We start from the raw sequence: 25,855 nt of genomic DNA, 5'->3' as shown, positions 1-25,855 counted from the left end.
GACTACAATGACACAGAAAACCTTTGCATTTTTCCCCGAAGCGGCTTTTGGCCCGGCGCTGAACTCGGTTGGTATTGCCCAGGCGGTGGAACGTATGGGCCACAAGGCCGTGTTTCTGTCCGACCCTGGTTTTATCGAGGTGTACGAAGGCTATGGGTTTGAAGCGCATCCGGTCAACCTGTCCGAGCCGATGCCACCTGAACAGATGGCCAAGTTTTGGGAAGACTTTATCAACGGTCATATCCCGAATTTCCGCAAGGCGCCGATCGACCAGATTGATAACTACGTCAAGGAATGCTGGGAGGCGATTGTCGACAGCGCCAAATGGGCGGAAAAGGATCTGCCGGGAATTCTTGCCAAGATCAAGCCGGATGTGATTTCAGTTGATAACGTCATCCTGTTCCCCGCGATCAAGCAGTATGGCGTGCCGTGGGTACGCATCATCTCATGCTCGGAAAACGAGATCGAGGATGACAGCATTCCACCGCATCTGTCGGGTATGGCCGAAGACGATATAGCAGGTCACGCCGCGTTCCGGGCCCGGTTCAACGAGGTGATCAAGCCGATCCATGGCGATTTTAACGCCTTTTTGGAAACGACGGGCGAAGACGCCTACCCGATTGGCCAATTCTTTGAAGCGTCGCCCTACATGAACCTGCTGCTCTACCCCGAGCAAGTGAAATACACCCGGTCCGCGCCGCTTAATCCCGCACAGTTCCAGTATCTTGAAGGCTGTGTGCGTCAGGACGAACCTTATGAGGTGCCGACTTTCAAAAAGAACAATGACGGGCCGTTGCTTTATATCTCGTTTGGGTCTCTGGGGGCGGGTGACACTGATCTGCTCAAGCGTCTGATCGATCTTGTCGCCAACTCGCGCTACCGTGCGTTGGTCAATGTCGGCGACTACAAGGAAGAGTATTCAGACATCCCCGACAACGTCATCATCGAGGGCTGGTATCCGCAGCCTTCGGTGATCCCGCAGGTTGATGCGGTTATTCACCATGGCGGCAACAACTCGTTTACCGAATGCCTCTATTTCGGCAAACCGGCGATTATCATGTCCTATGTCTGGGACGGGCACGACAACGCGATGCGGGTGCAGGAAACCGGGCATGGGTTCCGCTCGGATCGCTATGAATGGACCGACGAGGAATTAATCGCGAAGATCGAAGCCTGCCTGACGGATAAGGCGATGGCCGACCGGTTGCAGCAAACCTCGGCCCATATGCAATCGCAAAACGGACAGGAAAAAGCCGCCAGGATACTGGTTGATCTGGCAGGGTCATCCGCATGACCAACCTGTCTTCTACGGCCCCCCATATCCATCAGGCGACCAACTATGATGACCTGCTGGATTGGGGGCCACAGCCCGATATGGTCGAAGGTCAGTCACATTCCACCGGGCGGCTTTTGCACAAAGGACCGGACAATTCACCGGAAACCGGCGTCTGGTTGTGTTCGCCGGGGTGCTGGCGGTTGTCTGTGCCGCGCGACGAGTTCTGCCACTTCGTCGCCGGAAGAGCCACCTATGTGTCAGACAGCGGTGAAGTGATCGAGGTCAGTGCGGGCACCTGCGTGCTGTTCCCTGCTGGCTGGACCGGAGAGGCCACGATCCACGATACCACCCGCAACATCTACATGCTAGCCTGAAGGGGACACGCCGATGAAAACACCCGTGATGCACAAGCCGCTTGAAATCACTGACACGGTGGACTGGGGCGAGATTCCGACCATGATCGAGGGCACATCGCACACGTCCGGTAAACTGTTGCACAAGGGGCCGGACGGGCAAAGCGAGTGCGGCTTGTGGATCTGCACGCCGGGCAAATGGGACTGCCATGTCACGAAGGATGAATTTTGCCACTTTCTGGAAGGGCGATGTACCTATGTGCATGAAAGCGGCGATGTCATCGAGATCATGCCCGATACGGCTGCGTTTTTCCCGCAGGACTGGAAAGGGGTGTGCACGGTACACGAGACGGTCAAGAAGGTCTACATGATCCGCTGAAGGGAGCGCAGAATGCCTGGTGAAACGACAGCGCGATATTATCTATCGCCAACCTACGAACTCAGCCAAATGCCGGGTGTGCCAGTGATCGACCCGGCCACTCAGGATCAGGTTGGTATACGCGCCCAGGTATCCGGTGAGGAGCTGGAAGCCACTCTTGCCCGGGTCAATGCAGCACAAAAACTGTGGGCAAAAGTGGATGCCAAATCCCGAGCGCAGAAGTTGCACGCGCTGGCCAGCAGGATCGAGGCCACCGACATGACGCAATGCGCCATTCTGATGAGCCGGGAGATGGGCAAGCCTTACCCCGAGGCGATTGGTGAGGTCGCAAACTGTGCACCCGTCTTCAGGTATTTCGCAGAAATGGCACGGGATGAGGCCGGTAAGCTGGCCGGCACCACACAAGCCGGATCGCTGCAATATGCGCGGTATGAACCTTACGGCGTTTCGGCCCATATCATGCCGTTTAATTTCCCGATCCTGCTGATGTGCTGGACGGTTGCGGCCTCATTGGCGGCGGGCAATGGCTGTGTCATCAAACCGGCCGAAGCGGCCACACTTTCAACGCTGGAATTCATGCAGGTGTTTGACGATATGCCACCGGACCTTGTGGCCTGTCTGCCCGGCGGGGCGCAGGTTGGACAGGCACTGGTGGAAAGCGACAAGACCCACGCCATCGCCTTTACCGGCTCGGTGGCGGCGGGGCGGGCCGTGTCTGGTGCCGCAGGCGCGCGGATGAAACCGGCAGTGATCGAGGCTGGCGGTTCTGACCCGATGATCGTTACAGATCATGCGCCGCTAGACATTGCCGCCGCCGGCGCGGTTACCGGGGCATTCCACCTGTCCGGTCAGGTCTGCACCTCGACCGAGCGTCTGTTTGTGACGGATGCCGTCCATGATGCGTTTGTAAGAGCTTTCGTTGCGGAAACGAGCCGTCTGCGCATTGGCAACGGGCTTGAAAAATCCGAAATAGGCCCATTGGTCAGCAAGGCGGCACGCGACAAGGTAGAGCGTTTGGTGGCTGATGCCGTGAACAAGGGTGCAAAGGTCGAATGCGGCGGGCGGGTGCCACCGGGGCTGGACAACGGCTGGTACTATGAACCAACAATTCTGACCGGATGTCGCCCGGATATGGATCTGCTAAAGCAAGAGATTTTCGGGCCGGTTGTTGCCATTGTCCGCGTGCCTGATTTTAACGCGGCGCTGGAACAGGCCAATAACAGCCCCTTCGGGCTGGGCGCTTCGATTTTCACCACCGACCTCGCCGAAGCACATGAAGCGTCAGAGCGGTTGGAGGCGGGCATGGTCTGGATCAACAACCCGATGATCGACAATGATGCGTTGCCGTTCGGGGGGTGGAAAAGCTCGGGCCTTGGGCGCGAGTTGGGCCGGCAGGGGTTGGATGCATTCCGGCGCTCAAAAATGGTTGTTCTTGATCACAAACCGGTGCGCCATGAGTGGTGGTACCCTTATCCCGACGATTGGTTTCTGGAAACAGGCGGGCGCAAACATGTCTGATCCGTTCATGCAGTACTTTTAGAAAGCCTGTCAGGTGCAAAATTTTTGCGATCCCGATCAGTTAACCAAAACACCGTTCTGGACCAGTTCTTATGTGCCAGGGGCTGACAACCCATCCCTTGAGGATGATCTGACCTGTGATCTGGCGATCGTCGGCGGGGGATTCACCGGCCTGTGGAGCGCGCTGAAGGCCCGCGAACGCTGGCCGGACAAAAACATCGTTGTTCTGGAGGCCGACAGATGCGGGAATGCCGCCAGCGGGCGCAATGGTGGTTTCTGCGCCCCAAGCATTTCACATGGGGCGGCCAATGCCGTTGCCCGCTGGCCGAAGGAAGCCGAAACCCTTGTCCGGCTAGGCCACGAGAACCTTGATGGGTTTCAGCAAGATATCACAGATTTCGGCATAGACGCCGAGTTTGAGCGCGCGGGAAAGCTTAATGTCGCGGCCACCCCATGGCAGGTGCAGGGCCTGAAGGCCACGCAGGAGGTTTTTGCGCGGTTCGGGTATGACACGCAGATTTTGCAAGGCGCTGATCTGCACGACAAGCTGAACAGCCCCGTATATGATACTGGCCTGTTTGAGCCCAATTATGCTCTGATCAATCCCGGTAAACTGGTTGCAGGCTTGCGGGAAAATTGCATCGACAAGGGTGTCGAACTATATGAGCATTCACCGGTAACAGCGCTTCCCAAACAGGGTGCGTCTATCCGGCTGGCAACCGATAAGGCGCGCATTTCCGCGCGACAGATAATTCTGGCCACAAACGCCGCCGTGCCGTTGCTGAAACGCCTGCGCGCCGCGATTATCCCGGTGTTTGACTACGCGCTTGTGACTGAGCCGTTAAATGCCGATCAACTGGCCGCCATTGGCTGGGAGGGGCGGCACGGGGTCGCTGACAGCGGCAATCAGTTTCACTATTCCCGTAAAACCGCAGACAACCGTATCCTTTGGGGCGGGTACGACGCTATCTATCATTATGGCAGCGACCGCGATGTCGCCCTGCAGGATCGGCCAGAAACGTTCAACCGGCTTGCCGGTACTTTCCGGGCGGCTCTCCCGGCACTGGACGGCGTGCAGTTTTCGCATGCCTGGGGCGGGATCATCGACACCTCGGCCCGCACGACGTTCTTTGTCAACACCGCCCTTGATGGCCAGTTGGCCTATGCGATGGGGTTCACCGGGCAAGGGGTTACCGCCTCGCGGTTCGCGGCCCTTGCGATGCTGGACATGCTGGAGGGCAAACAAACCGAACGCACAACGCTGAGCATGATACGCCGCCGCCCGGTGCCCTTTCCCCCCGAGCCGCTGAGAAGCCTTGCAATCCGCCGCGCGCAACGAGATCTGGCCTGGGAAGATCAGACCGGAAATCGGTCGTTTTACCTAAGGTGTCTTGATCGGCTGGGAATTGGCTTTGATTCCTGAAGACGTCAGACCGCCATCGCACAGCCAAGTGGTCTTATGGATTGGCCTTCCCTTTCAACACTTTTCACCTCCCTGGCCGATTTTGTCGCTGTGCGTGGCTTGAATCAATCCTCTCCAGGTGAAAGGGAGAGCATGAGTGTTGGAAAGCAGGTAAATAGGACTTTACTACCTGAGCGTCTGACGACAGGTGGCAGAACTTTTTTGATATCCGACATTGGAGCAATCGCAGCGAACTCACACTCAGTCCGCTCAGCAGACATTGAAGCCCTCTGAACCGGCTCAATGCCCTACTGAAAATGTCAGATGACTGCTCTGAGCCCTGAGTGCGTTTTTCCGCGCGATGAATGATTGTCTGCAATGCCGTGATTGCGGGACGCCATCAATGCTGAGGCATTCCGGAAGCCTCCATCGCGACAAGCCAGCGATCCAGTGCCCCGGGGGCGGTCCACATCCGGGATTCTATGCCCTTCACCCGCGAAACGGTCCAGTCAGGGTTCTCCGCAAGATAGTCGCTCATGGCTTTTGCCGCATTGTCTTTGTCGCCAAGGCAATGGTGAATGGCCGCAAGGAGTTTGTTTGCCGCGACCGGCATCGAGGGCGCTGATTTGAACGAGTCCAGAGCGGTGTCACAGTCCCCTTTCTGCCACAACGCCCACGCCTTGTTCCATTGCAGGTCAAAGTGTTTGAGCGGGTCAATGCGCTCCAGCTGACCAAGTGTCGCCAGGGCCTCATCCGTCTTGCCCTGATATATCTGCGATACCGCGAGCCCGTTGCCAACGATGGTGGACGAAGGATTCAATTCGATCCCGCGCTGGAATGCGCGTGCCGCGTCTTCGACATTGCCGTCGAACATCAAGGCCCGCCCGAGCGCATGGTAGGCCAGGAAATTGTTGGGATCGAGCTCGACGCCCCGGCGGGCGAGATCGTTCATCCGTTTGCGCAGGGCCACTTCGTCGCCTTCGATCCAGCCATTGTGGAGCCCGATACGCAACGACAGGGCCTGCCCCAAAAAGCCCCAGGCGGAGTCCGGGTAGTCCTTCATGGACTGTTCCTGTTCCTCGATATTGATCAGCAGGTTTTCGCGGGTGAAGTTGCGCATGATCCGGCTTTGCGCTGCATTCGAGATCATCAAGGCGCTGACATCGCCAGCGGACATGCTGGCATCCGCGGTATCAATCACGTTTGTGCCCACAGCCTTGGCGATTATTCGGCTGATTTCGCTGTTTGCCTCAAGCATCGCACTCAGCGGCACGTCGAACTCATCCGCCCAGATATGGGCTTCTGTTGCGCCGTCGATCAACTGGGCGGTGATCTTCAGCCGCGAGCCGTCATATTGCTGGCTGCCTTCAAGAACCAAATCGGCCCCAAGCGCCTTGGCGATCTCACTAATCCCTTGAGGCGAGTCGCGAAACTGAAAGCTGGAGCGGCGCGAAATGACCGCCATCTGTGGAAACCGTGCCAGGGCGGTTATGATGTTTTCACTGATCGCGTCGCTCAAGAAGCCCTTGTGCGGCTCGACAGAGAAATCCTCAAACGGCAGGACGGCGACCACCGGTGCATCGATGTCGTTGTCAGGGCGCGTCAGAACATAGGCGGTGATCAGGGCGAAAACCGCGAGGGCGGCCACCATCGAATAGGCGCCAAGCCGTTTCTTCGAAGTCGTGGAGTGGGTTTCCGGGGCGGGCAGGACCAGCCTGTAGCCCTCACGCGGAACAGTTTCGATAATGCGTTTTTCGGTATCGCCCACCACGCGTCGGATTTCCGCGATGCATTGCGCGACGCTGTCGGCTGCAACGGCGCGGCCTGACCAGATCTCGTCGATCAGCGCTTCGCGTGTTACTGTCTGGTCGGCTTTTTTTGCCAATGCCACAAGGACTTCGCGGGATTGATGCCTCAGCTCTATTTCGTTTCCGGCCAAGTCGTAGACCCGGCCGGTTGTCCGCTCGACAATCACGGTTCCCAGGCGGATTTCGGAAGATTTCAAGGTTTTTCGTTTGGTAAATCGCACCGGCTGGTCCTCCAATTCGACCATCGCCAATGCCCACTGTCTCGACTTTTTCGACAGTGGCCCTTCGGCAACGGGGAGGAGCATCTTCCGCTCCCACGAACGAGGATACTTGATGAAACGTGTGACGAAAACAGCGAACCATCTTCTAATGCGAACTGCACGTGCGGGCCTGCCGCCGCGCATTCTTGCAATTTCAATTGCATTGCTTCTCGCCAACTCGGCTGTTGCCGAGAGTTTCGATTTGACCACACCTCGTGCAGATGCCCCTGTTCGCCATGCGGACGGAAGTGAGAGTTTCCGGCTTCTTCCTGGCGAGTGCAGCGATCGTGAATATTTTTCTGACGAGTTACAACGCAACACCTCAGATTGTGGCCGCTCCCGAAACAGGATCGAGTACTTCGAAACATCGTCATCTGGCGCCGGAGACCGGCGTATGTACGAGTGGGAGATCTTCATTCCGGAGGATTTCAGCTACAATGCACTCAACGCACGTTTGACCGTCGGCCAATTCGAAACGGGCGCCGATATGCTTTATGGTTTCGAACTGAATAATGATGGCTACACCTTCCGAGCACGCGACTGCATCTCTGCGGACGATTTCGGTGACTGGCACAAGGTCTCTGTGCGCATCCAATACGATTCTACGCCGCGCAAATCCCTCAAGGATAAAACGCCCGGTGTGTTTGTGGTCGAATGTGATGGAAAGGTTATTGCCGACTCATCTGGCAGACCCAATATGGCCGAGGGCGGCGAGATTCAGTTCAGATATGGCCTCTTCGGTGCCAAGAATATCCCTGACACCGACAACGTCTCGGTATCATATCGGAACGTCCGAATCTCGGAGTGGTAAGGGCTGCAGGCCACGCAAAACCGGCGCCTTCGTGTTCCGGATACTCTCGGCTATGCGCCGTGTCCGTCACGTGTCGTGCGTCTTGATCCCCCCCTTACATATACGGACCCGCTCGAAAAAAAGCGGGAACCGGTTCTTGGGTAAGATAATTGGCAGCAGGCGGCGGACACCCGACTTTGTAGCTTGAAAGCTCAGTTTCGCCATCCGTCGAGTTGGCGTATTGATATTCGCAATCATGGCAGCGGAGGCTGCACACAGAGGGTCCAAAAACAGCTCTATCTCTTGGAAGCTGACCTTGGTACGATGCGCCGCGAAGGTCAGGAAAGTCCCGCATAGCCGCTATCCAAGGTTCCAAAACACTGCATATTTGATTTAAAGTCCGCTTCCTGTGCATTACCGCCGTCGCTGAGGTCTAGTGCTGCACTAGCAGCGAACGCCAGCTCTGTGGCCGATATTGTTGAAAAACAACGTGTTGCTGGCGCAGAGAGAGGCGTACCGAACTGAGCGCGAGTGCCTTTCTTGTCAGGCTTTGCTCGTTTGCTGCGGTGCGGTGTCCGTCGTCAGGGATTTTGGGACAGATGGCCGCCTGAGCTAAGAGAGGATCTGGCGTATCTGTTTGGTTTGATTAAATGACGGCTCATGCGTTCGGTTATGGCCAGAGCATCGCAACCACGTGTGGAGCTACGATTTCGTCCATTGCCGAACCGATGATGGTAAAGCCTTCCGGACGCTGAATATCCTTGATGAACACAGTCGAGAGTGCCTCGCGATCAGGGTGAAGCGGAAGCTGAACTCGACCGACGTGATTGACGCCCTGACGGATCTGTTCATCCTTCGTGGCTGTCAGACGTCAGCACCTTTGGGACAGTTTAGGGTGATTTGATAAGAGAGGGTTTCTGGGACATCGTAACCGCCAAGGAGTGGAGATGAGACAGAAACCCGGAACACGTAAGAGCCACGGCGAGAAGGTCGTCAAGGATATCCACCCGCAGCGTTTGAACTCGTCAACAGCCAAAAGTTTGCAACAGATCCGGGCCGCAGCCACCGCTTACTTTGAGAGTTAGGGGTCCCTGTTATTGCGCTCGCTTTTTACGGCTAGGGGTTTACTACCCCTAACTATCGCTCTGATATCATCGAGCAGGTGTTTGTCGCATAAAGAAAAATTCTTCGACGACGGCTGCAGTTTCTGGACGTAGATTAGTTATCCCTTCATATGGGACTCCAATGCCAGGAGGAGAGTCCGGATATTTCTCTTTACGTTGGAAGTGCCGCTGAATCATATTCACAAACTTCGCACTGCCCCAAGCTCCGATTTCTGTTGATACGGGGTACCTTTCTTGGGGATCACGATAGAGGTCATAGAAGTCTGCTAGAATAGCGTTCTCAATATTTCCACCTGGTATGGCTAGTTTGAATTGCTCTTTCACAACAGCCTCCAGTTTGTGGATATTGTATAGGAAGACATAGTCACGTCGACCGTGAGACTCACCATTCAAAAACAAAGATGTCTGGTCGATACCGTCAATGATACGGTCTCGCGGAATGCCAGATGTTGCGCCAGCCACTCGCGCGAGTGTTGTGAATAAGTCAGAGACGTGGAACATGTCACCTACCACCGAGCCAGCTTCAATTAAGTTTGGCCAGCGGACAAATGCGTCTACCCTTACTCCACCTTCGGTGGTAGAGCCCTTACCGCCCCTAAAAACCATTGGGGTGTAGCCAGATTGGGGCGAATACTTGGTGAAGTGCCCGTTATCACCCATAATGATTACGATTGTGTTATCCTCAACACCGAGCGCCTCCATCTCCGCGAGCAGTTCTCCAACCCATTCATCGACAAGCTTCATCTTTTCAACATAGGTGCCGCCATTGGGTGTAGTGTATTCCTCAGTTGTCGTCCGAGGCCCCGTAAGCGGATAGAGCGGCCAATACTGAAGGAAGAAAGGCTCATCTTGGGCAGCGAGCTCGCGAAGCTGTCCCTTCGCTTGTTCTTGATAGCGTACGTTCATTTCGTGATATTTGGCCTCAGTCCAACGCTCTCCCGACTCCATGTGCACCTCACGCACATCCTCATTGCGAATACCTTCTACGCCAGTGGCGAGACGAGCTGAGTCAGTTCTCAACCAACGGTCGAGGGTAAACAAATCATCGTAGTTGTTGTCACCTATGCCAACCGAAACCTCTTCGTTAGCGGCATCATCATTGTAGATTGTCAACTGACCTTGCTGGTGGATCGGGAAGGCCGCGAAGTCAAACCCTTGAAAGTTGGGCCAGGATTGTCGTACGTCGCCCATGTGCCATTTGCCGACATGCGCGGTGTTATACCCTGCGTCAGAAAGCACTTCTGCCAAAGTAACCTCTTCATCTGCCAAACCGAAACCCGCCAGTTCCACCTGCGTGTTCCCCATGCCATTCCTAACTGGATGCCGACCGGTCATGAAAGCGACTCGTGTCGGTGTGCATGAAGGTTCCGTGTACATGCGCGCCAGCCGCATACCTTCATCAGCGAACTGATTGATCGAAGGTGTCTTGTAGCCTCTTATCGAATTCAGCGTTTCGCTTCCCAAGTCGCCGAAGCCGATATCATCAATAAGAATGTAGAATACGTTTGGTGGCTTGCCCCCATTGGCCTCCTTAAAGGATTCTAGCGTTTCGTCGATAGCCTGATCTTCCTCAGTCCAACGCTCCGCATTCTGTGCTTCCAAAATATAGTACTCAGCATCTCGAACAATCGGGGCGTCTTGTGCAAACGCTTGATGCCCCACCATTGCTGTCACAATCGCCGCAGCGGAAATTGAATAAAACACTCTGGCTCTTTGATACATTGAGGCTTCCAGTTTTAAGTTTCTTCTCATGACGATTTCGGCTTTGAGTATTGAGAGCCTATTGGATGTTGACAACAACAAAGTTCGTGGATCATAGAAATTTAATAATATTGTTCACATGTTTGGCTCCTAGTAGACTGGTTATTTAACAGCAATTTCTTCGCGACTATCCAAAGCATCTTCAACTGGAGTGAATTTGTGCGTGTTCTAACCTTATTACTTCTGATTGTAGTGGCTGGGTGCGGAGGCCCTCGAGACTTGGTCGATGTCGAAACTGCGGTGCCCATTGAAGCGGTGTCGCAACTGAAGCAACATCGCATCTACATTGCTACGCCACGTGCAGTGTCCGATGATCCCGCGGAGTACTTTTCCGGCCAAAGGGCTAATGAACTCAGTTTTGCCGCTGTGGACGTGACCGTCCCGCCCACCCATAAGAAGGGTAAAATCGAGCGCCCAAATTCGATACCCACGGATCCGCGGAAACACTTTGTTATTCGAACGCCCCATCGTTTTGAGAATAGTTTGGATTTCCAGCGATCTTTGAGTACCCAAGTCAAGTCACGAAAAGCATCGGATCGCGATGTCCTACTTTTCATACACGGATACAACACAAACTTGACCAGCGCAGTACTTCAAATGGCACAGTTTGTTGAGGACACGGGTTACAAGGGTACTCCGATCCTCTTCACTTGGCCGTCGCGTGGGCAGACCACAAAATATGTTTACGATATCAACAGTGCGCTTATCGCACGCGACCATTTGATCAGTATGTTCGCCATCATGGAGAATTCGGCGATAGAAGGCTACGATTTGGTAGCTCACTCTATGGGTACTTTCTTAGTTATGGAGGCTGGGCGTCAAATTTCGATTACCACCGGACTTAATCCAACCGGAAAGGCTAACAATGTTGTTCTTGCAGCACCAGATATCGACCTCGATCTCTTCGTCTCGCAGATAAATCAGTTCCCGGAACGATACAGACGATTTGTGGTGCTCGTTTCGGAAGACGATAAAGCACTTGCCGCCAGTCGGCGGGTAGCGGGGGGTGTCGACCGGGTCGGCCAGACACCAGTGGAAACTCTGGCAGGCTTGGGTGTTAACGCCATTGATCTTAGCGCAGTCGAAGATCCAAATTCACTGGCTCATTCGAAGTTCAAAGATTCGCCTGAAATAGTCCAGCTTATCGGTTCAGCTCTCAACCAAAACTCCAGCTTTTCCAATGAGGCGCGTTACTCTCTGGGACGTAAAGTCGGAAACAGCATTGATGGTACGTTAAAGGTTGTAGGAATTGGGGAACAATAGTTCGCGGCGCGGCTGAAACTTCCCGCAACGCGAAAATGCCTTTTCTGTTAAGGCTCGTGCTTGTTAAATAGCTAAAGCGTTTTGCGTTTTACCTGAGGCATATCCTGCAGCTTTGAGGAAGTTCCAGCATTCGTTTGGGTTGAATAGATCGCAAATGTCAGCGAACGCTTCGAACAAGGCATCGAAGGTTCTGGCTCCGATGCGCCGCAAATGCGCCTTGACCTGTAAGCGGTGCTTTAATCCCACCATTCCTAATGGTTGCTTGATCTGCGAATCCGTTGCCGAGAGTAGTTTGGCAATGGAGTCGGATATGGGAGCCCACATAGAGCACCATATGGAGGAGCTTTGCCAGATGGAGGTCATGGTTGGCCAGTCTGGCAAGCGGCGTTGGTCGGATGAGTACAAGGGTCTGTCAATGGCATCTCAAATTTCCCCAAAACGGGCAGGTTAAAATTCCCCAGTTTGGCGGTTTTGGTTGTCAGCCGGTTCGGTGACTTGCAGCTCCGTTCTTTGGCGGACGCCGTAGAATTGAGGATGGGTGGCACGCAAAGGTGTGCGACCTACCCCACCTGGCACACAAATCCATTACCTTTGATCGTGGCACCGAGTTCGTCTCATGGCCGCACCTGGAGGCAGAGACCGGGACACAAACCTGGTTCTGTGACCCTGCCTCTTCCTGGCAGAAAGGCACCGACGAAAACACCAACCGGCGTGCTCGAAGATGGCTGCCACGGAAGCGCGACATCACGCCGGTCTCAGATCATGAATTGAAGGTGATCAGTGACCGCCTCAACGCATCGCCCCGCAAATGCCTTGGGTGGAAGACGCCAGCGGAGGTCTTCCGGGAGAATATGATGGAAGAGATGGGTCAACGCACCTACCCTAAGAAGGAATAGGAGTCGCAGTTCAAGTATCGCTCACAGTACCTGTTTGCAATACTCAGACCTAGTTGCAAAAATGCTGTGCGAACTGCACATGTCCTAAAGATATGTCAAATCTTATTGTGGTCGCGCGAGTAGTTATGCGAGTTAAGCATACAACTCATGAAGCTGTTCCTGCAGGCCCCAAAAATGAAACTACTCCTGAGTATTGTTACCGGCCTCATTCTAACTGCAAACACCTTGGTTTTGGCCAGTAGCCCAGCGGGCGCCCAGAGTTTGCCGCGACAGAATGATCCTGAAATGGGGTGGCGGCATACAATTACACCGTACCTCTTCTTACCATTCACTACAGAAGGTACATCTGAAATTGACGGAATTGAAGCCGATATTGACCTTTCACTAAGCGATATTTTGGACCTTCTTCAAGGCGCGGCTTCTGTTCGATACGAAGGTTGGAATGGAGATTGGGGAATTCAAGCCGAACTTTATCATGTCTACATTGGGGAAGATGGAACTCTACCCGGGCCACTTACGACAGATGTAGAATTGGACATCAAACAAACATATTTTTCATTTCAAGGTGCCTATCGGTTCGCAAATGGTATAAATGCGGCAGGTCATCGCTACGCGGCAGACGTTTCCTTTGGTGTCAAGTGGAATCGCCTTAAGCAAGAAGTCGACCTAAGGAACGCGATAGGTGGAAGTACATTTGGTGGAACCGAAGAATGGTTCGAGCCGATGGTTGGTGTCCGGTATGGTTTGGAGTTGAACGAAGATTGGCGCGCAGTTGCCCGGGCCGAACTGAGCGGGTTCGGAGTCAACGGAGATGACCTGCAATATCTGGTTTTGCTAGGTGTCGATTGGCAGGCTTGGGAGAATGTAAATCTACGCTTTGGCTATCAGTTTTATGGCATTGACTATTCGACCGAGCGCCCGAATGGCAGTTTTGCGTACGATATCGATCAGAACGGGCCATACTTGGGTCTCGCAATCCACTTCTAGAATTGATCGTCTCTCCGCTTGTGCGTTAGGTTCGCCTTACTGGTTGCAGAGAAGTCAAAACCGCTCACGGAAACTGAATTTTCATGCACATATGAGCTACCCCCTGAATTTCGGACACTGACGTAAGCTACGATTTGTTGTCTGCTGATCTTCGACGAAGAGGAGATCAGAGATGTCGAAACGGAAGAACCATTCGCTCGAGTTCAAAGCGAAAGTCGCGCTCGAGGCTTTGAAGGGCGAGCGAACTGTTGCTGAGTTGGCGAGCCAGTTTGGCGTTCACTCAACGATGATCCACAGCTGGAAACGGGCGCTTCTGGAAGGCGCGTCCGGCGTGTTCGAGCGTGGCGGAAAGAAGCCCCCAGAGATCGGCGAGGAGCAAGTAAAAGAACTGCACGCGAAGATCGGGGAGTTGGCCGTCGCCAACGATTTTTTGTCACGAAAGCTCAAGCCGTGGATCGGCAAGTGAGGTGCGAGATGGTCGAGCCTGCCAATACCAACCTGTCGATTGGCAAACAGTGCAAGCTGTTGTCGATCTCGCGGTCATCGTTTTACTACATGCCCAAGGGTGAGACAGCGATGAATCTGATGTTAATGCGCCAGATCGATGAGCAGTTTCTGGAAACACTGTTCTTTGGCGTCCGGCAAATGACTTGGCACCTGCGAAACGAAGGCCATCTGGTGAACGAGAAGCGCATCCGACTCTTGATGCGGCTGATGGGCTTGATGCCAATCTATCAGAAACCAAACACCAGCAAAGCGGCGAAAGGGCATAAGACCTATCCCTATCTGCTGCGTGGCCTACGGGTGGAGCGCCCCAATCAGGTCTGGTGTGCCGACATCACGTATCTGCCGATGCGCAGGGGCTTTCTGTATCTGGTAGCCATCATGGACTGGCACACCCGAAAGGTGCTGGCCTGGCGCATCTCGAACACGCTGGAAGCCGACTTCTGCGACGCAGCACTGAACGAGGCCATCGCCAGGTTTGGCTCACCGGAGATCATGAATACAGATCAGGGCAGCCAGTTCACCTCGTTTGCCTGGACCGACCGGCTGCGCCGATCCGGAGTGCGTATCTCGATGGATGGCAAAGGCCGGTTCCTCGATAACATCTTCGTCGAGCGGCTCTGGCGGTCGTTGAAATACGAATGCGTCTACCTGCACGCCTGGGAGACCGGATCAGAGGCGAAGGCGGGCATTGGGAAATGGATCGATTTCTACAACCGCAACCGCCCACACTCCGCCCTTGGCGGCAAACCCCCAGCCGTGGTCTATTGGCTGAGAAAAGAAGAAACCCAAACCGATCAGCAGGAGCAAAGAGTAGCTTAAATTAAGCCGAAACCTGTCCAAACATTGGGGAGTAGCTCACATAATCAAGGTTTGGTGTTGCCCAACAGTTTTTTAGCATAGCCATAAACTGACCGTTGATAGCTAAGCATAGGCTAGATAAAGAGATTACCACCAGCGCTGCTCTTAGAGGCTCAAAAGTCAAAAGGAACTGATATGATAACGAAGCGAACACTCTTTACAATTACAGCTGCGGTGCTCCTGACTGCCTGTTCAAATATCACAGAAATTGAACGGTCTCAGAAAGAAACTGGGCCGTTGAATTTAGACTCGGTAGTTGTGGATGTCAGCGATCTTAGAGTGACGACCGAAGGCCGCTCCATCAATAGAACTACCGCCCAATTGCAAGAAGACATCCGACGCGCCGTCACGGCAGAGGCTGAAAAACGATCGGTGCCTGACGGACTTCCAGCAAACATTAATGTTGATGTAGAGAGGGTCTATCTTGCGCGCCCGGTTGATCGAGTGCTTGCTGGTACAAGTTACATTGAGAGTGTTGTATCCGTAACCGATGCAGAAACTGGTGCATTCATTGTGGAACCGGTTGAGGTCAAAGCAACCGCGGAACAACTACGTGGACCTGGCCCCATCGGAGCTGCAACAGCTGCAACGACATCGCTCACAGATGACTATAACAACGTACTAAACGCGTATGCCCGAGCATTGCTCGCTTCGTTGGATGCTTCCAGGTAGTTGGACTTTCTCGGTTCGATGCCGCCCCTGTAGATATGCACGGATGTCCGTCATCGAATGATTTGGAATTGTCATCGGCGGTGAGAAAGCTGGCCACTGTTTGGGTGATCGGAGCCTTGGCAAACGCGCGCCCAAATAGCTGCCGGTTGCCGGGGCGTCTTGGTCCGTCAGGACCAATTTTTTATGTTTTAGGAGTTCAACCGAGCCCTGCTCTGTGCCAAGCGATAGATTTCCGCGTTCATCTCCAGAATGCTGACGTGGTGGGTCAGCCGGTCGAGCAAGGCACCGGTGAGGAGCAAATCCTAATCGAAGAATGGAGGAAACACTACAACACTCAACGACCAAATAGCGCCTTGGGCTATTGCCCGCCGGCTCCGGAAACTATCGTCACGATGGAACCCAGACCGATCATGCACTACATTCATACTGGATCATTTAGGTGGGGCTCATCAACACTTTGTTGTTGCATGACTGGCCTATGATCAAACGGGGTGATAGTATTTTGGAGAGCAGGTTAGGTAGGTAAGCGGTACCTTGCACTCTCAAAGCCTCAAAACACTGCAATCATTCGGACCAATTGCTTAGTTATCTGAAAACTGGATGACCAAACCCTGATCCGCCTCAAGAGAAAAGTTCCATCCCGATTCCTTGGTTTTGGCCACGAGTGTCACGCATTGCGAATTGACCAGTTGTATTTCGCTTCGACCAACTAGTGTAAGCGCTCCGCCAGCGGTACCATGATAGTGACCAATGAAGTCTTCCAAAGATTCCAACCCATAAACATCGCCAGTTATTCGAGCTTCCCTTGCACCAACTTCACCAAACTTTAGCCCGCGTGCTGAAAACTCAAACTCTTGACCATTTGTTAGAGTTAAGACTCCTTGTCCCCATCGGTAGCCCACAAAAAAAGCTTGTGATTCACCATCAAAAAGAAACGTACCCGATTTTGTAAGGTTTTCGGGGCAAGCATTTTCCGACGGCTCAGCCAAGGATGGTAGTGTTGACAGACACAACATACAACCGGCCGCTAAAATCAAGAAGGGCAAACTACAGCATTTGAGGTTCATGAAATCTTCCAGCGGGCTCCCTTTGACGATCATTAGCTGAAAACTCTTTTAGATAAACCTATCAAGAAAATCTCAGCCTTTTCAACTTAGAACCAAATCGTCTGACCGCCAAGCTGCAAATAGCCAGTTTCACCCTGTGTGCCCAACCGCTAGACTGCTCGTAGCAGAGGTGGCCGCGGCCAACCGGACCAGTGTTTTAGGTGGATCGCATGAAGAAAGAGACGATCCAGAATGGCCAAGAGCGTAGATATGTACGTACCTGCGAGACATCTTCTTTAAGCTCCAATTTGGAGAAGGAGGATGTAATCGATGACAGAGGACAAGCGAGAGATCCGTCGTGAATTGCGTGTTCTAGAGCACGCTGAACAGATCGGATCAGTGGGTAAGATGTGCCGGTATTTCGGGATTGGGCGCGCCAGTACTGCTCCGAGCAAGCGATGCCATCCGGAACAAGAAAGTTGCAGCCCGCCCGCGGGATCGCGCGGCTCCTGGCCATCGGGCGGGACCACCTGTGCAGGGCTGATGCGATCAAGGTCGCGCGGATCGAAGCTGCATTGCCGGCTTTGGCAACCGCTCGGGTACTCACAGATCGCTTCACCGACATGATGCGCAACGCACGCCAGGACGATTTGGCAGTCTGGCTCGACGCGGCCGAAAACAGCAGGCTGGATCCTTCGCCTGCGGCCTACGGCGCGGTTGCAGCTGCGCTGCGGAAACATGATCGAATGGGCAAACCGAGGACCAAGTCAATCGGCTGAAAACGCTGAAACGCCAGATGTATGGCCGCGCGAACATCGATTTGCCTGAGCCCGCCTTGTCACGGCGTCATAAGCACCAGGGTGCATCAACTTTGAGCCAGAGCCAGTTTTGAACGCTCATTGACACCCAGAGCCTAAGGTGCGCCAGTTTAAGGTTTCTCGAATATCTTGTGAAGTTTGGGCAATATCATGGTCGACAATCCGTTTTCTGGAGCATTTTCTCTTCGAGAATGCTTCGTTCATAGACAGTGTGAAAAGGCGCTGATATAGACGATATGTGAGCAGAGAATGGATACTGAGATATCCAAAGCGCACCGATCACGACTCCATTGATAGCTGAGAATGCTGCGATCCCGCTCGATATCACCGGTCCTGCATTAAACCCAATCATACAAGCTAAAGTACCCAAGAAACCTATTAGCACCACAAATTTCAATGCTACCGGTAAAGGGCTATAACCGCCGAAAGATCGTTGACCTCGCGCCATTTCGATCGTCCTGTAATCTTCAAAAACAAACGCAGAAGCTTTTTCTGATTCACGACTACTAAATGCCGCCTTTAGGGCAATGTCCAGTCGCCGCAGAGAATAGCCTGCATCAACGCTTACAGCTTCTTCAACAAGTAGAGGATGTTCTAATGTCAAAACTTGTTCAATGTATGTTACAAGTTCTTTTCGCGCTGCACGCTCTTCGGCTCGACCTGCCTCTGATAGACTTAAATAAAGTCGTTCGATCGCTAGCGCTTCCACCTGTGCCGTCTTTGTAAGTTCTTCTTGCTCAGTGATAATTGCGCTGAACGCGAGAGAAGCTACCAGGGCATGTAATGAACCGATCCTAAATCCAGCTGTAGCAAGAAACTCCTTTGTTTCGTCTGTTAGAGGCTCCTGATACATAGGACGTAGCAGATAGTGCCCCCCACCCACGATCAGCGCAAACCCAACGGGCCAGATCCAGAGATAGTCAGAAATCATCGCGAAGGTCCTTTCTCAGCTATCTTGCACCGGATCTAGAAAGTGATCAGCCCCACTTGTGTGGTCCAATTTGATTGTTAGTGCATGACCGGCCTTTGGTCCATTTGAACGATGGTTTTCGGGGCCGCCAGCCAAATATCGGTCATACCAGCGATAGAAAGTGGTTCTGGGGATGCCGAGTTTGTCCAACGTACACCTGATCGGCAGATGCGACCCTTCGACGAGGCGGATGATCTCCAGCTGGTTCCGTTGCAAACTCTTGGCCACTGACGCTTTCGGAATTAACGAGTGAATGACTGTCGGTTATATCAAGTCGAAAGCCAGCTCATGATTTCCTTCAAAGGTGCACAGTATCCGAAAGATGTGATCCTGTTCGCAGTATTCTTCTACGTTCGATACGGTGTTTCCTACCGCGATCTGGAAGAGATCATGGCGGAGCGAGGTGTTTCCGTCGATCACACCACATTGAACCGCTGGGTGACACGATACTCTTGCGCAATCGCTGAAACAGCACGCCGACGCAAAGGCCCATGCAACCGCTCCTGGCGAATGGACGAAACCTATATTAAAGTAAAGGGATCATGGGTTTACCTCTACCGGGCGGTCGATAAACACGGCAAAACTCTCGATTTCATGCTCTCACAACGTCGAAACAAACCGGCCGCGACAAAGTTCTTCGCCCGGATGTTGGAGATCAATGGTCTACCGGAAAAAATCGTCATCGACAAAAGCGGCGCCAACACAGCTGGTATCAAAGCCATAAACAAGATGCTCAATGGTTTTGGTTGCCCGATCCCAATTGAGATGGTGAGGCGGAAATACCTAAATAACATCGTGGAGCAAGATCACAGGTTCATCAAAAGACGAACTCGCCCGATGCTTGGCTTCAAGTCATTTGAATCTGCATCTGCAACTCTTTCAGGGGTTCTGTCGCAATCTATGTCACCACCTATCAGGTCGAGCGTAGTTCTGGTAGCGCGTGCTCAAAATAGCAGGAGCAGACCGTGACGATCTCATTCAAGGGCGCGCATTTTCCGAAAGAAGTGATTTTGTACGCCGTTTTCTTCTATCTTCGATACGGCGTGTCATACCGGGACCTGGAAGAAATCATGGCGGAACGTGGTGTTGAACTGGATCACGCGACGCTGAACCGTTGGGTGAGCCGATACGCCGGTCTTGTAGCTGATGCTTCGCGGTATAAGAAGCGTCCCGCCGACCGTTCATGGCGCATGGATGAGACTCTGAGTAATTGAGCGACAGCTCTCTTGGCCGGTGCATGATGGCACCGAAACAGCAAAAGGAGAGCAAGATGGAACAGTGTTTTGTTGGACTCGATGTCTCAAAAGCCGAGACATCGATTTGTATCTGCGACGAGAACGGTGACCCTGTATTTGCCGTTAAGAAAGTCACTGACCCGGATGTCATTTACCGGGCACTGCGCAAATACGTTGGATCCATTCAATGCGTCGTCCTCGAAACCGGTCGAATGGCGAACTGGCTTTATACTGAGCTGTCGGATCGGGGTCTGCCGATGGTTTGCATTGATGCACGCCAGGCTCACGCTGTTCTCAGCCAGATGCACAACAAGACGGACGCCAACGATGCCGCCATGTTGGCAGAGCTTGCAAGGACGGGGTTCTATAGGAAGGTCGAGGTCAAGAGCCGGATCGCCCAGGAGCGGCGGGCCTTGCTAAAAGCCCGGGAAGTAGCATTGAAGTCACGTGTGAATGTCGAAAACACGATACGCGGTCTTTTGGCCAGTTTCGGACTGCGGCTGCCAACGCACCTTCAAACCTACGAGGAGCGGATCCATGCAATCCTGAAAGATCGGCCAGTCTTGTCCAAGATCATCCTGCCTTTGCTCGACTTGCGGACAGTGGCCCTACGGCAAGTGGCAGCGCTGAGCAAAGAAATGGCGCGCCATGCAAATGACGATGAAGCCTGCCAGCGGTTGATGACAATCCCGGGCGTTGGACCCGTGAGTGCCGTTGTCACTGTGCCCTTAATTACTGGACGCAAATACATTGCCGGACATTTGGCCCGGTTTTGTGCCCTTAATTCTCGGATATCCACAGGCTAGCGGCGACTTTTTTCGAGGGTGCGATCCGCGCATCGGAGCAACTCCGCACGGTCCGCATTCACACCGAGTTGTTCGATTGCTTTTTTAGCCGCCGCCAGAAAATCGGGTTTAGTTGTGTTGTCCGGTTTTCGTGCCGGGAACCAGGCCTTCTGAATTTTGCGATCATCTTTCGCCGGGGTTGGCGAACTGCATGAAAGGTGAACGAGTTGATCCAATAAATTGCGTTGAACAGGGAATGCCATGCGTAGCCTATCTCGTGCTGAAGGATCACGTCGCATCGCAATAGATACGGCCACCAATGGTCGCGTCATCAATAGGTGAACAGCAGCGAGCATAGTATACCGGTCATGGCGGGATTTGGAGCAAAGCCCCGCGTGACGAAGTTCTGGCGCAAGTACCCGTACAACCTGTAGCGCCAAGTCCAATTGCCTAACAACATGCTGACTTCCGCGCCAATACAGTTGCTCCAACCACGCTGCGCCCTTCAAAGCTCGGACTTCCAACCGTAAGGGAACTTTAAACTCTGCACCTGGCGCCGTGCCGAGAGGTAACAGGCCAGTACCGCAGGAATTGCAGATCATAGACCAAGCATAGCGCCAGTGCCGCAGGGAAACTCCAGGCACTTTCCGCGTACATGTCGGACAGTACTGAAAGTCTGAACAGGGCACACATTCGACTGGAAACCCTGCGCGACGCTTGAGCAACATGCCCTGTATGTCACTCGACGGCAGATGAGCCAGAGTACCGAACCGATCGAAATTTGCGCCTCGCAGATCGTGACTGGTCTCCGGCGGCTTATCACCCGAAAGCCCGAGATAGCCAAGTAATTCAGGAACAGAGCAATAATTGGCTTCAGCAAGCCGGGTGACCCAACTTGATAACAATTCGTCTTGTAGCGGCGGAGGACGCCTCGGCAGCGGAAGAATAGTCACTAAAACGCCGGAACGGCCTGTCTTCGAATGTTCCAGCTGTGCTTGGCCCAGATCGGTTGCCAGGCTTGAACCGCCTCATCCGTGATACGCTCCTCGCCTGTCTCGATAGCGTCTATCGCAAGCGCCTTGACCATTGTGAATACTCGCGACGTAACACCGCCTGTCACACCCAGAATGGTTCGAAGCGAATGCACACTGAGGCTGGACCCGCGTTCCAATTGCATCGCAGCAATCAGCGTCTGGATAAGACGAGAGAATTCGATATCGTCTTCCCAGAACGGCAAGAAATGCTCGTCCAGACGCCGGGCCAGTTGTTCATCGCCGCGAATGGCGTCGACCGCTTCATTCACACCAAAGACGACGAGAGATGCACAGAGATCATTAGCGAGGAACCGCAGCATATTCAGGAAACGCCGTTGCTCGCGATAGCTGCCCGCCAGCAAGTTGTGGACTTCGTCGATCATGATCATCTTCAGGTCCATGTCGCGCAAGTGGCTGAGGGCGCGCACCTCCAGTTCGGACACTGTGTGCCGCCCCCACATGGGCGCACCGATTGATGCCAGAATGTGCTGATAGAAACGCCTTTCATCAGGGGCGGGTGGCGCCTGCAATAACAGGATCGGTGTTTGGGTAACGCCAATATCTGCTTCGTATTGAGTTGGGTACAGGCTTTCCATTCGCTTAGCGATCATGGTCTTTCCTATCCCTGAACTACCGTAAACCATAAGGCCAGGCATCCGGGACTGTCTTGGCATCTCCATGAGAGAATTGAGCCTGTTGAGTACAATATTTGCGCGATCGAATGCGATCCACCGGTCACTGCGGACCAGGTTAAGTCTTTCGTTTGTTTCCATGAATGTCATCTATCGGGTAGGTAGGAAGATCCGGATTATTGGTATCGATCGCGAACATCTCGCGGGATGGATCGCGTCTGGTTTTGTCGTTAGGAAGTCGCGCTTGACGTTCACCCTCCAGCCGCACCGCCAGGGTTTGCTGCTTTGCCGCGTGCGCGATGCGCCTTTGTTCTTCAATAATTTGAAACAGCATCGCCTCCGGGATCGTCCCGCCGTGGCGTTCGTGAAATATCGCACGCGCACGCCGCGACTCCCAAAGCGAAATCCGTGGCCGCGACAGATTCTTGTAGCGCGCTACTATGGTCCGTCCTTCGTCATTTACAGCCCAAATCTGGGACATATCGCGAGGGTCGTATTTTACAGTAACCTTCCCGACGCCACGGCCGATCATTGGACCAAATGCGTCGCTCCAATAGCCGACAGAAAACAGCTTGATCCCGGTTCGCGCCAACTGACGACGTTCGGAAGGAAGAAAGCTGATGCGTAACGCCTCGGTATCAACGACCTTTCTGCCTGCGCCATCACCACCGAGATCTGCCCAAGCCGCCAGCGGTGCTCTCCCCAATCCGCTGTGACGGGTATTGTGATAGCGACATATCTCCAAGTGCAGCCAATCCTCGAACTCCTCCAACGTCATCGCCGCATTGTCAGAGCTGTCGTAATCCCCCTTGTCCTTGGGGGATGATTGCGTTGTTCCCGGAAGTACATGAACTGCGCCCATGGTTGTCCCTATAAGACGTTCGATATGGCCGCCATAATGCGCGCGACCTGGTGGCCTGTACTCGATTGAGATTCCCCAATCTGCACAGGCCGACTGGAAGGCGTTGCTTCGGAAATCCCGCCCGTTGTCAACATGAACGGCTTGCGGAATCCCAGCAGCAGGCCAATACAACTCCTCCAGTATCTCTGGCGCCCGGATCGACTTCGTTCGCACGCAATGGTGCAGACACAAACCGATGGACAAGACTGACGGTGTATCAAAACTCACATGTACGCCCAGAACAACGCGAGTCGCGACATCGATGGCGAGAGTCAACCAGGGTCGCCCCAAAGGTTTACGCTCGAATTGATCGACAAGAATGATGTCAGCCAGAGTGTGATCGATTTGGACAACGTCTAAAGGGCGCTCCACATTCAAGGCCCCTACCCTCGGCTCGAAAACTTGCCTCGCCGCCTTTGCGCCTTTCCGTTTCCGCATCACCTCGCGTTGATCCATAGCGTCGACACGCGACTTGATCGTACGCCGAGTGGGAAGGCGATAGCCTCTCGCCGCGCACTCTGCCCGGATCTCGCTGACGATCCTCAGAAAGCTTGGGGGTTCTGGAACGAGATAGTGTTGACGTAGAACGCGCTCGATAGTGCTTTCTACATCTGGCTCCAGGCGACGTGAGCCATGCTTCGGACCGCGTCGTTTAGGGAGTAAGGAGCTCGCGCGCCCATCATTAATCTTAAGACGGCGGTAAAAATCCCAAGCGGTGCTTCTCGAAACGCCCATAATCTTGGCCGCTTCCAACAGTAGCGGTCCTATATCTTGCCCTGACTCCTCAAGTTCCAGTATTGGACGCAACGCATTGGCCCGTTCAACTGCGAGCGCTCTTTCTTCTGGGTTCTCTATTTCATTAGACAAGATCATCCCCACGCGACTTATCCACAGGACACTCCGTCCGGGAATTAAGGGCACAGTCCGGTAATTAATGATACAGTCCAGAAATTAAAGGCACAATCAAGCACTGATTTTGCTCAACTTTTTAAAACCAGCGTCCAGCAATTAAAGGCACAGTGACACACGCGATGAACGGCAAACAGGGCATCCTGTCGGAGTTCAGTAGCGGCGGGCTCTATTTCAGTCCGGACTGCCTGAATGTTGGCGGCGGCGGAGCGACCAAACGGTTGAATTGAGGTTCCTGCGGTCTTTCTGACGAGGCACCGCAGGCAGCGGGTGCGAGTTGGCAGCAGGTGCCTTGCAAAGCGGTCATTCATGCGGCATGCGGAATTTGTGAATGGGGGCTCAGAGCGGTCATCTGACAACTTCCGTCAGCCATCAAAGGCCTCCAAGCGCGCCAGAGGTCGGCAGTGCGGACAAAGCCGACCTTGCAGAAAAGTGAGGGAATCCTTGAAAAAGCTTGCTTCCGCTGGGATGGTTTCTCCGACAGAATTTTCTGAGGAAATTAGAATGCATTTTCCCAAACTTGCGGCGGTTTCGTCGGTTTTTCTCACTATAGCCAGTTCGCAAGCGCTCTCCCAGGATGGGGGGCCGATACTGTTCACAAACGTCAACGTGTTTGATGGTGTGAATGAGAAAATGATTACAAATGCCAATGTCGTTGTAACCGACAATCTGATCACAGATGTGTCCTCAGAACCCCTCGCCGTCGCCAATGGTATCGTGATCGACGGCGGCGGGCGCACGTTGATGCCGGGCCTGATCGACGTACACTGGCACACGCTTTACTGTTGCAATCCGCAGAGTGTGGTTGTGACCGGCGATATTCTTGAAGTCGCGGTGCGGGGTGCCATCGGGTCCGAAGGCACGTTAATGCGCGGCTTTACAACGGTGCGCGACGTTGGCGGCAATTCATTTGCCATAAAACGGATGATTGACGCAGGCGAGATCGAAGGCCCCCGTATCCTGCCGTCCGGCCCACCCGTGACACAAACCGGCGGCCACTTTGACTATCGCCCCTACCAAGCGGTTCCGACGAACGGCGCGGATTCGCAATGGTACTGGTACAGCGTTGGTTTGATGGCGCAGGCTGATGGTGTTCCGGAAGTGGTCAAACGCGCGCGTGAAATCATGCGCATGGGCGCAAGCCAGCTTAAGATTTCCACCGGTGGCGGGGTGTCATCCACTTATGACCCTCTGGATGTACGCCAATATACCAAGGCCGAAATCGAGGCTTTCGTAGAGGTGGCCGACACCTACAACACCTATGTTGCTTCTCATGTCTTCACGGACGAGGCCGTGGAAATTGCCGTTGCCGCTGGCGTTAAGTCCATCGAGCATGGCTTCTTGATGAGCCGCGAAACGATGGAACTGATGCGCGACAATGAAGTTTGGTTGTCAGTGCAGCCCCTGCTGGATGACGAGGATGGCTTTTCTTTCGACGACCCTGTTAGCCAGCAGAAATGGATCGACGTCACCAACGGTACAGATTTCACCTACAAAACGGCGAAAGAAGTTGGCGTGAAAGTCGCCTTTGGCACCGATATCCTGTTCGATCCCAAACTGGCCGAACGTCAAGGCGCGTTCCTTGCCAAATTGCAGCGCTGGTACACGCCATACGAGGTGCTGAAAATGGCGACTTCAACCAATGCTGAACTGCTCAAACTCTCAGGCCCG

20 protein-coding genes and 8 pseudogenes are annotated in these 25,855 nt (G+C 53.7%); 18 read left to right on the top strand and 10 right to left on the bottom strand.

The genetic code is table 11. The annotated features are described in order from the left end of the window. Positions 1-7 precede the first annotated feature (7 nt). The 5 genes from AC2FLP_RS17990 to AC2FLP_RS17970 are packed head-to-tail and all read left to right on the top strand — an operon-like array spanning position 8 to position 4,949. Positions 8-1,294: a nucleotide disphospho-sugar-binding domain-containing protein gene (locus AC2FLP_RS17990; protein WP_281973942.1), complete on the top strand. Its 1,287-nt coding sequence runs from the start codon at positions 8-10 to the stop codon at positions 1,292-1,294. Next, the gene (locus AC2FLP_RS17985) at positions 1,291-1,650 is read left to right on the top strand and encodes a cupin domain-containing protein (RefSeq protein ID WP_281973941.1); all 360 of its coding nucleotides are present in this window, start codon (positions 1,291-1,293) and stop codon (positions 1,648-1,650) included. Before AC2FLP_RS17990 ends, AC2FLP_RS17985 begins: the two co-directional genes overlap by 4 nt. A gap of 13 nt (positions 1,651-1,663) precedes the next feature. Next, positions 1,664-2,008: a cupin domain-containing protein gene (locus tag AC2FLP_RS17980; protein ID WP_281973940.1), complete on the top strand. Its 345-nt coding sequence runs from the start codon at positions 1,664-1,666 to the stop codon at positions 2,006-2,008. A 12-nt stretch (positions 2,009-2,020) separates the two neighbouring features. After that, a complete protein-coding gene (locus AC2FLP_RS17975) occupies positions 2,021-3,526 on the top strand; it encodes an aldehyde dehydrogenase family protein (protein ID WP_281973939.1) in 1,506 nt (501 codons plus the stop codon). Between the two features lie 34 nt (positions 3,527-3,560). Further along, positions 3,561-4,949, top strand: coding sequence for an NAD(P)/FAD-dependent oxidoreductase (locus tag AC2FLP_RS17970; RefSeq protein WP_281973938.1), 1,389 nt, complete (start codon positions 3,561-3,563; stop codon positions 4,947-4,949). A gap of 379 nt (positions 4,950-5,328) precedes the next feature. Here AC2FLP_RS17970 and AC2FLP_RS17965 read toward each other — a convergent pair whose 3' ends face one another. Beyond that, positions 5,329-7,041: a winged helix-turn-helix domain-containing tetratricopeptide repeat protein gene (locus AC2FLP_RS17965; protein WP_010443842.1), complete on the bottom strand. Its 1,713-nt coding sequence runs from the start codon at positions 7,039-7,041 to the stop codon at positions 5,329-5,331. Between the two features lie 28 nt (positions 7,042-7,069). Here AC2FLP_RS17965 and AC2FLP_RS17960 point away from each other — a divergent pair, with 28 nt between their 5' ends. Continuing rightward, on the top strand, positions 7,070-7,807 hold the full coding sequence (locus AC2FLP_RS17960; RefSeq protein ID WP_010443840.1) for a polysaccharide lyase family protein: 738 nt from the start codon (positions 7,070-7,072) through the stop codon (positions 7,805-7,807). Between the two features lie 625 nt (positions 7,808-8,432). Continuing rightward, positions 8,433-8,648 (top strand): annotated as a pseudogene (locus tag AC2FLP_RS17955) (DDE-type integrase/transposase/recombinase); the annotation flags it as partial. A 289-nt stretch (positions 8,649-8,937) separates the two neighbouring features. Here the strand turns inward: AC2FLP_RS17955 and AC2FLP_RS17950 are convergent. Beyond that, entirely contained in the window at positions 8,938-10,632 is a 1,695-nt protein-coding gene (locus AC2FLP_RS17950) for a sulfatase-like hydrolase/transferase (RefSeq protein ID WP_496685307.1), read from the bottom strand. Positions 10,633-10,890: 258 nt separating this feature from the next. Between AC2FLP_RS17950 and AC2FLP_RS17945 the strand changes: the two genes are divergently transcribed. The 5 genes and pseudogenes from AC2FLP_RS17945 (at position 10,891) to AC2FLP_RS17925 (ending at position 15,854) form a co-directional block, all read left to right on the top strand. Next, on the top strand, positions 10,891-11,934 hold the full coding sequence (locus tag AC2FLP_RS17945; protein WP_496685304.1) for an alpha/beta hydrolase: 1,044 nt from the start codon (positions 10,891-10,893) through the stop codon (positions 11,932-11,934). Positions 11,935-12,479: 545 nt separating this feature from the next. After that, positions 12,480-12,830: pseudogene (locus AC2FLP_RS17940) on the top strand (IS30 family transposase); the annotation flags it as partial. Positions 12,831-12,977: 147 nt separating this feature from the next. Further along, complete coding sequence (locus AC2FLP_RS17935; RefSeq protein ID WP_496685301.1) at positions 12,978-13,817, top strand: outer membrane protein; 840 nt, start codon at positions 12,978-12,980, stop codon at positions 13,815-13,817. Between the two features lie 172 nt (positions 13,818-13,989). Further along, positions 13,990-15,143, top strand: a protein-coding gene (locus AC2FLP_RS17930; RefSeq protein ID WP_496685298.1) for an IS3 family transposase whose coding sequence is annotated in 2 segments (ribosomal slippage) — positions 13,990-14,257 and positions 14,257-15,143 — 1,155 coding nt in all. Because the reading frame shifts where the segments join, the coding sequence is not laid out codon by codon here. Positions 15,144-15,317: 174 nt separating this feature from the next. Then, complete coding sequence (locus AC2FLP_RS17925; protein ID WP_496685295.1) at positions 15,318-15,854, top strand: hypothetical protein; 537 nt, start codon at positions 15,318-15,320, stop codon at positions 15,852-15,854. Between the two features lie 188 nt (positions 15,855-16,042). Here AC2FLP_RS17925 and AC2FLP_RS17920 read toward each other — a convergent pair. Continuing rightward, a pseudogene (locus AC2FLP_RS17920) lies at positions 16,043-16,111 on the bottom strand (hypothetical protein); the annotation flags it as partial. On the opposite strand from AC2FLP_RS17920, the pseudogene AC2FLP_RS17915 reads away from it, so the two are divergent. Beyond that, positions 16,085-16,336: pseudogene (locus tag AC2FLP_RS17915) on the top strand (integrase core domain-containing protein); the annotation flags it as partial. The pseudogenes AC2FLP_RS17920 and AC2FLP_RS17915 overlap by 27 nt on opposite strands. A gap of 99 nt (positions 16,337-16,435) precedes the next feature. Here the strand turns inward: AC2FLP_RS17915 and AC2FLP_RS17910 are convergent. Next, complete coding sequence (locus AC2FLP_RS17910) at positions 16,436-16,954, bottom strand: hypothetical protein (protein ID WP_496685292.1); 519 nt, start codon at positions 16,952-16,954, stop codon at positions 16,436-16,438. Positions 16,955-17,379: 425 nt separating this feature from the next. Between AC2FLP_RS17910 and AC2FLP_RS17905 the strand changes: the two genes are divergently transcribed. Next, positions 17,380-17,679: a hypothetical protein gene (locus tag AC2FLP_RS17905; protein WP_496685290.1), complete on the top strand. Its 300-nt coding sequence runs from the start codon at positions 17,380-17,382 to the stop codon at positions 17,677-17,679. 187 nt (positions 17,680-17,866) lie between these two features. Here AC2FLP_RS17905 and AC2FLP_RS17900 read toward each other — a convergent pair whose 3' ends face one another. Further along, a complete protein-coding gene (locus tag AC2FLP_RS17900) occupies positions 17,867-18,649 on the bottom strand; it encodes a bestrophin-like domain (protein WP_496685287.1) in 783 nt (260 codons plus the stop codon). 117 nt (positions 18,650-18,766) lie between these two features. After that, a pseudogene (locus AC2FLP_RS17895) lies at positions 18,767-18,892 on the bottom strand (helix-turn-helix domain-containing protein); the annotation flags it as partial. Positions 18,893-18,976: 84 nt separating this feature from the next. On the opposite strand from AC2FLP_RS17895, the pseudogene AC2FLP_RS17890 reads away from it, so the two are divergent. From AC2FLP_RS17890 to AC2FLP_RS17880, 3 genes and pseudogenes are all read left to right on the top strand, one after another. Continuing rightward, a pseudogene (locus AC2FLP_RS17890) lies at positions 18,977-19,576 on the top strand (IS6 family transposase); the annotation flags it as partial. A gap of 77 nt (positions 19,577-19,653) precedes the next feature. Further along, positions 19,654-19,890 (top strand): annotated as a pseudogene (locus tag AC2FLP_RS17885) (transposase domain-containing protein); the annotation flags it as partial. 68 nt (positions 19,891-19,958) lie between these two features. Continuing rightward, positions 19,959-20,729, top strand: coding sequence for an IS110 family RNA-guided transposase (locus tag AC2FLP_RS17880; RefSeq protein ID WP_496685284.1), 771 nt, complete (start codon positions 19,959-19,961; stop codon positions 20,727-20,729). Here AC2FLP_RS17880 and AC2FLP_RS17875 read toward each other — a convergent pair. From AC2FLP_RS17875 to AC2FLP_RS17860, 4 genes and pseudogenes are all read right to left on the bottom strand, one after another. Continuing rightward, entirely contained in the window at positions 20,726-20,971 is a 246-nt protein-coding gene (locus tag AC2FLP_RS17875; protein ID WP_496685373.1) for a hypothetical protein, read from the bottom strand. The two genes, AC2FLP_RS17880 and AC2FLP_RS17875, sit on opposite strands and share 4 nt — an antisense overlap. A 339-nt stretch (positions 20,972-21,310) precedes the next feature. After that, positions 21,311-21,661, bottom strand: a pseudogene (locus AC2FLP_RS17870) (TniQ family protein); the annotation flags it as partial. Continuing rightward, positions 21,661-22,515 carry a TniB family NTP-binding protein gene (locus AC2FLP_RS17865; RefSeq protein WP_496685282.1) on the bottom strand — a complete coding sequence of 285 codons (855 nt, stop codon included), beginning with the start codon at positions 22,513-22,515 and terminating at the stop codon, positions 21,661-21,663. The pseudogene AC2FLP_RS17870 and the gene AC2FLP_RS17865, both read right to left, overlap by 1 nt. After that, positions 22,493-24,148 (bottom strand): transposase, encoded by a 1,656-nt coding sequence (locus AC2FLP_RS17860; protein WP_496685368.1) that lies wholly within the window; start codon positions 24,146-24,148, stop codon positions 22,493-22,495. The genes AC2FLP_RS17865 and AC2FLP_RS17860 overlap by 23 nt, the downstream gene beginning before the upstream one ends. A 540-nt stretch (positions 24,149-24,688) precedes the next feature. Between AC2FLP_RS17860 and AC2FLP_RS17855 the strand changes: the two genes are divergently transcribed. Further along, the coding region (locus AC2FLP_RS17855) for a metal-dependent hydrolase family protein (protein WP_496685279.1) at positions 24,689-25,855 on the top strand (1,167 nt) is incomplete at its 3' end.

The sequence above is a fragment of the Ruegeria sp. CDSA141 genome (assembly GCF_059612005.1).
Note: the sequence above shows the minus strand (reverse complement) of the source record. Positions and strands in the feature narration are given on the sequence as shown.

Coding starts and splice junctions, on each gene's coding strand:
- AC2FLP_RS17990 (WP_281973942.1), top strand. CDS start 8: ATGACACAGAAAACCTTTGCATTTTTCCCCGAAGCGGCTTTTGGCCCG.
- AC2FLP_RS17985 (WP_281973941.1), top strand. CDS start 1,291: ATGACCAACCTGTCTTCTACGGCCCCCCATATCCATCAGGCGACCAAC.
- AC2FLP_RS17980 (WP_281973940.1), top strand. CDS start 1,664: ATGAAAACACCCGTGATGCACAAGCCGCTTGAAATCACTGACACGGTG.
- AC2FLP_RS17975 (WP_281973939.1), top strand. CDS start 2,021: ATGCCTGGTGAAACGACAGCGCGATATTATCTATCGCCAACCTACGAA.
- AC2FLP_RS17965 (WP_010443842.1), bottom strand. CDS start 7,041: ATGCTCCTCCCCGTTGCCGAAGGGCCACTGTCGAAAAAGTCGAGACAG.
- AC2FLP_RS17960 (WP_010443840.1), top strand. CDS start 7,070: ATGAAACGTGTGACGAAAACAGCGAACCATCTTCTAATGCGAACTGCA.
- AC2FLP_RS17950 (WP_496685307.1), bottom strand. CDS start 10,632: ATGTATCAAAGAGCCAGAGTGTTTTATTCAATTTCCGCTGCGGCGATT.
- AC2FLP_RS17935 (WP_496685301.1), top strand. CDS start 12,978: ATGAAGCTGTTCCTGCAGGCCCCAAAAATGAAACTACTCCTGAGTATT.
- AC2FLP_RS17925 (WP_496685295.1), top strand. CDS start 15,318: ATGATAACGAAGCGAACACTCTTTACAATTACAGCTGCGGTGCTCCTG.
- AC2FLP_RS17910 (WP_496685292.1), bottom strand. CDS start 16,954: ATGATCGTCAAAGGGAGCCCGCTGGAAGATTTCATGAACCTCAAATGC.
- AC2FLP_RS17900 (WP_496685287.1), bottom strand. CDS start 18,649: ATGATTTCTGACTATCTCTGGATCTGGCCCGTTGGGTTTGCGCTGATC.
- AC2FLP_RS17880 (WP_496685284.1), top strand. CDS start 19,959: ATGGAACAGTGTTTTGTTGGACTCGATGTCTCAAAAGCCGAGACATCG.
- AC2FLP_RS17875 (WP_496685373.1), bottom strand. CDS start 20,971: ATGGCATTCCCTGTTCAACGCAATTTATTGGATCAACTCGTTCACCTT.
- AC2FLP_RS17865 (WP_496685282.1), bottom strand. CDS start 22,515: ATGGAAACAAACGAAAGACTTAACCTGGTCCGCAGTGACCGGTGGATC.
- AC2FLP_RS17860 (WP_496685368.1), bottom strand. CDS start 24,148: ATGATCTTGTCTAATGAAATAGAGAACCCAGAAGAAAGAGCGCTCGCA.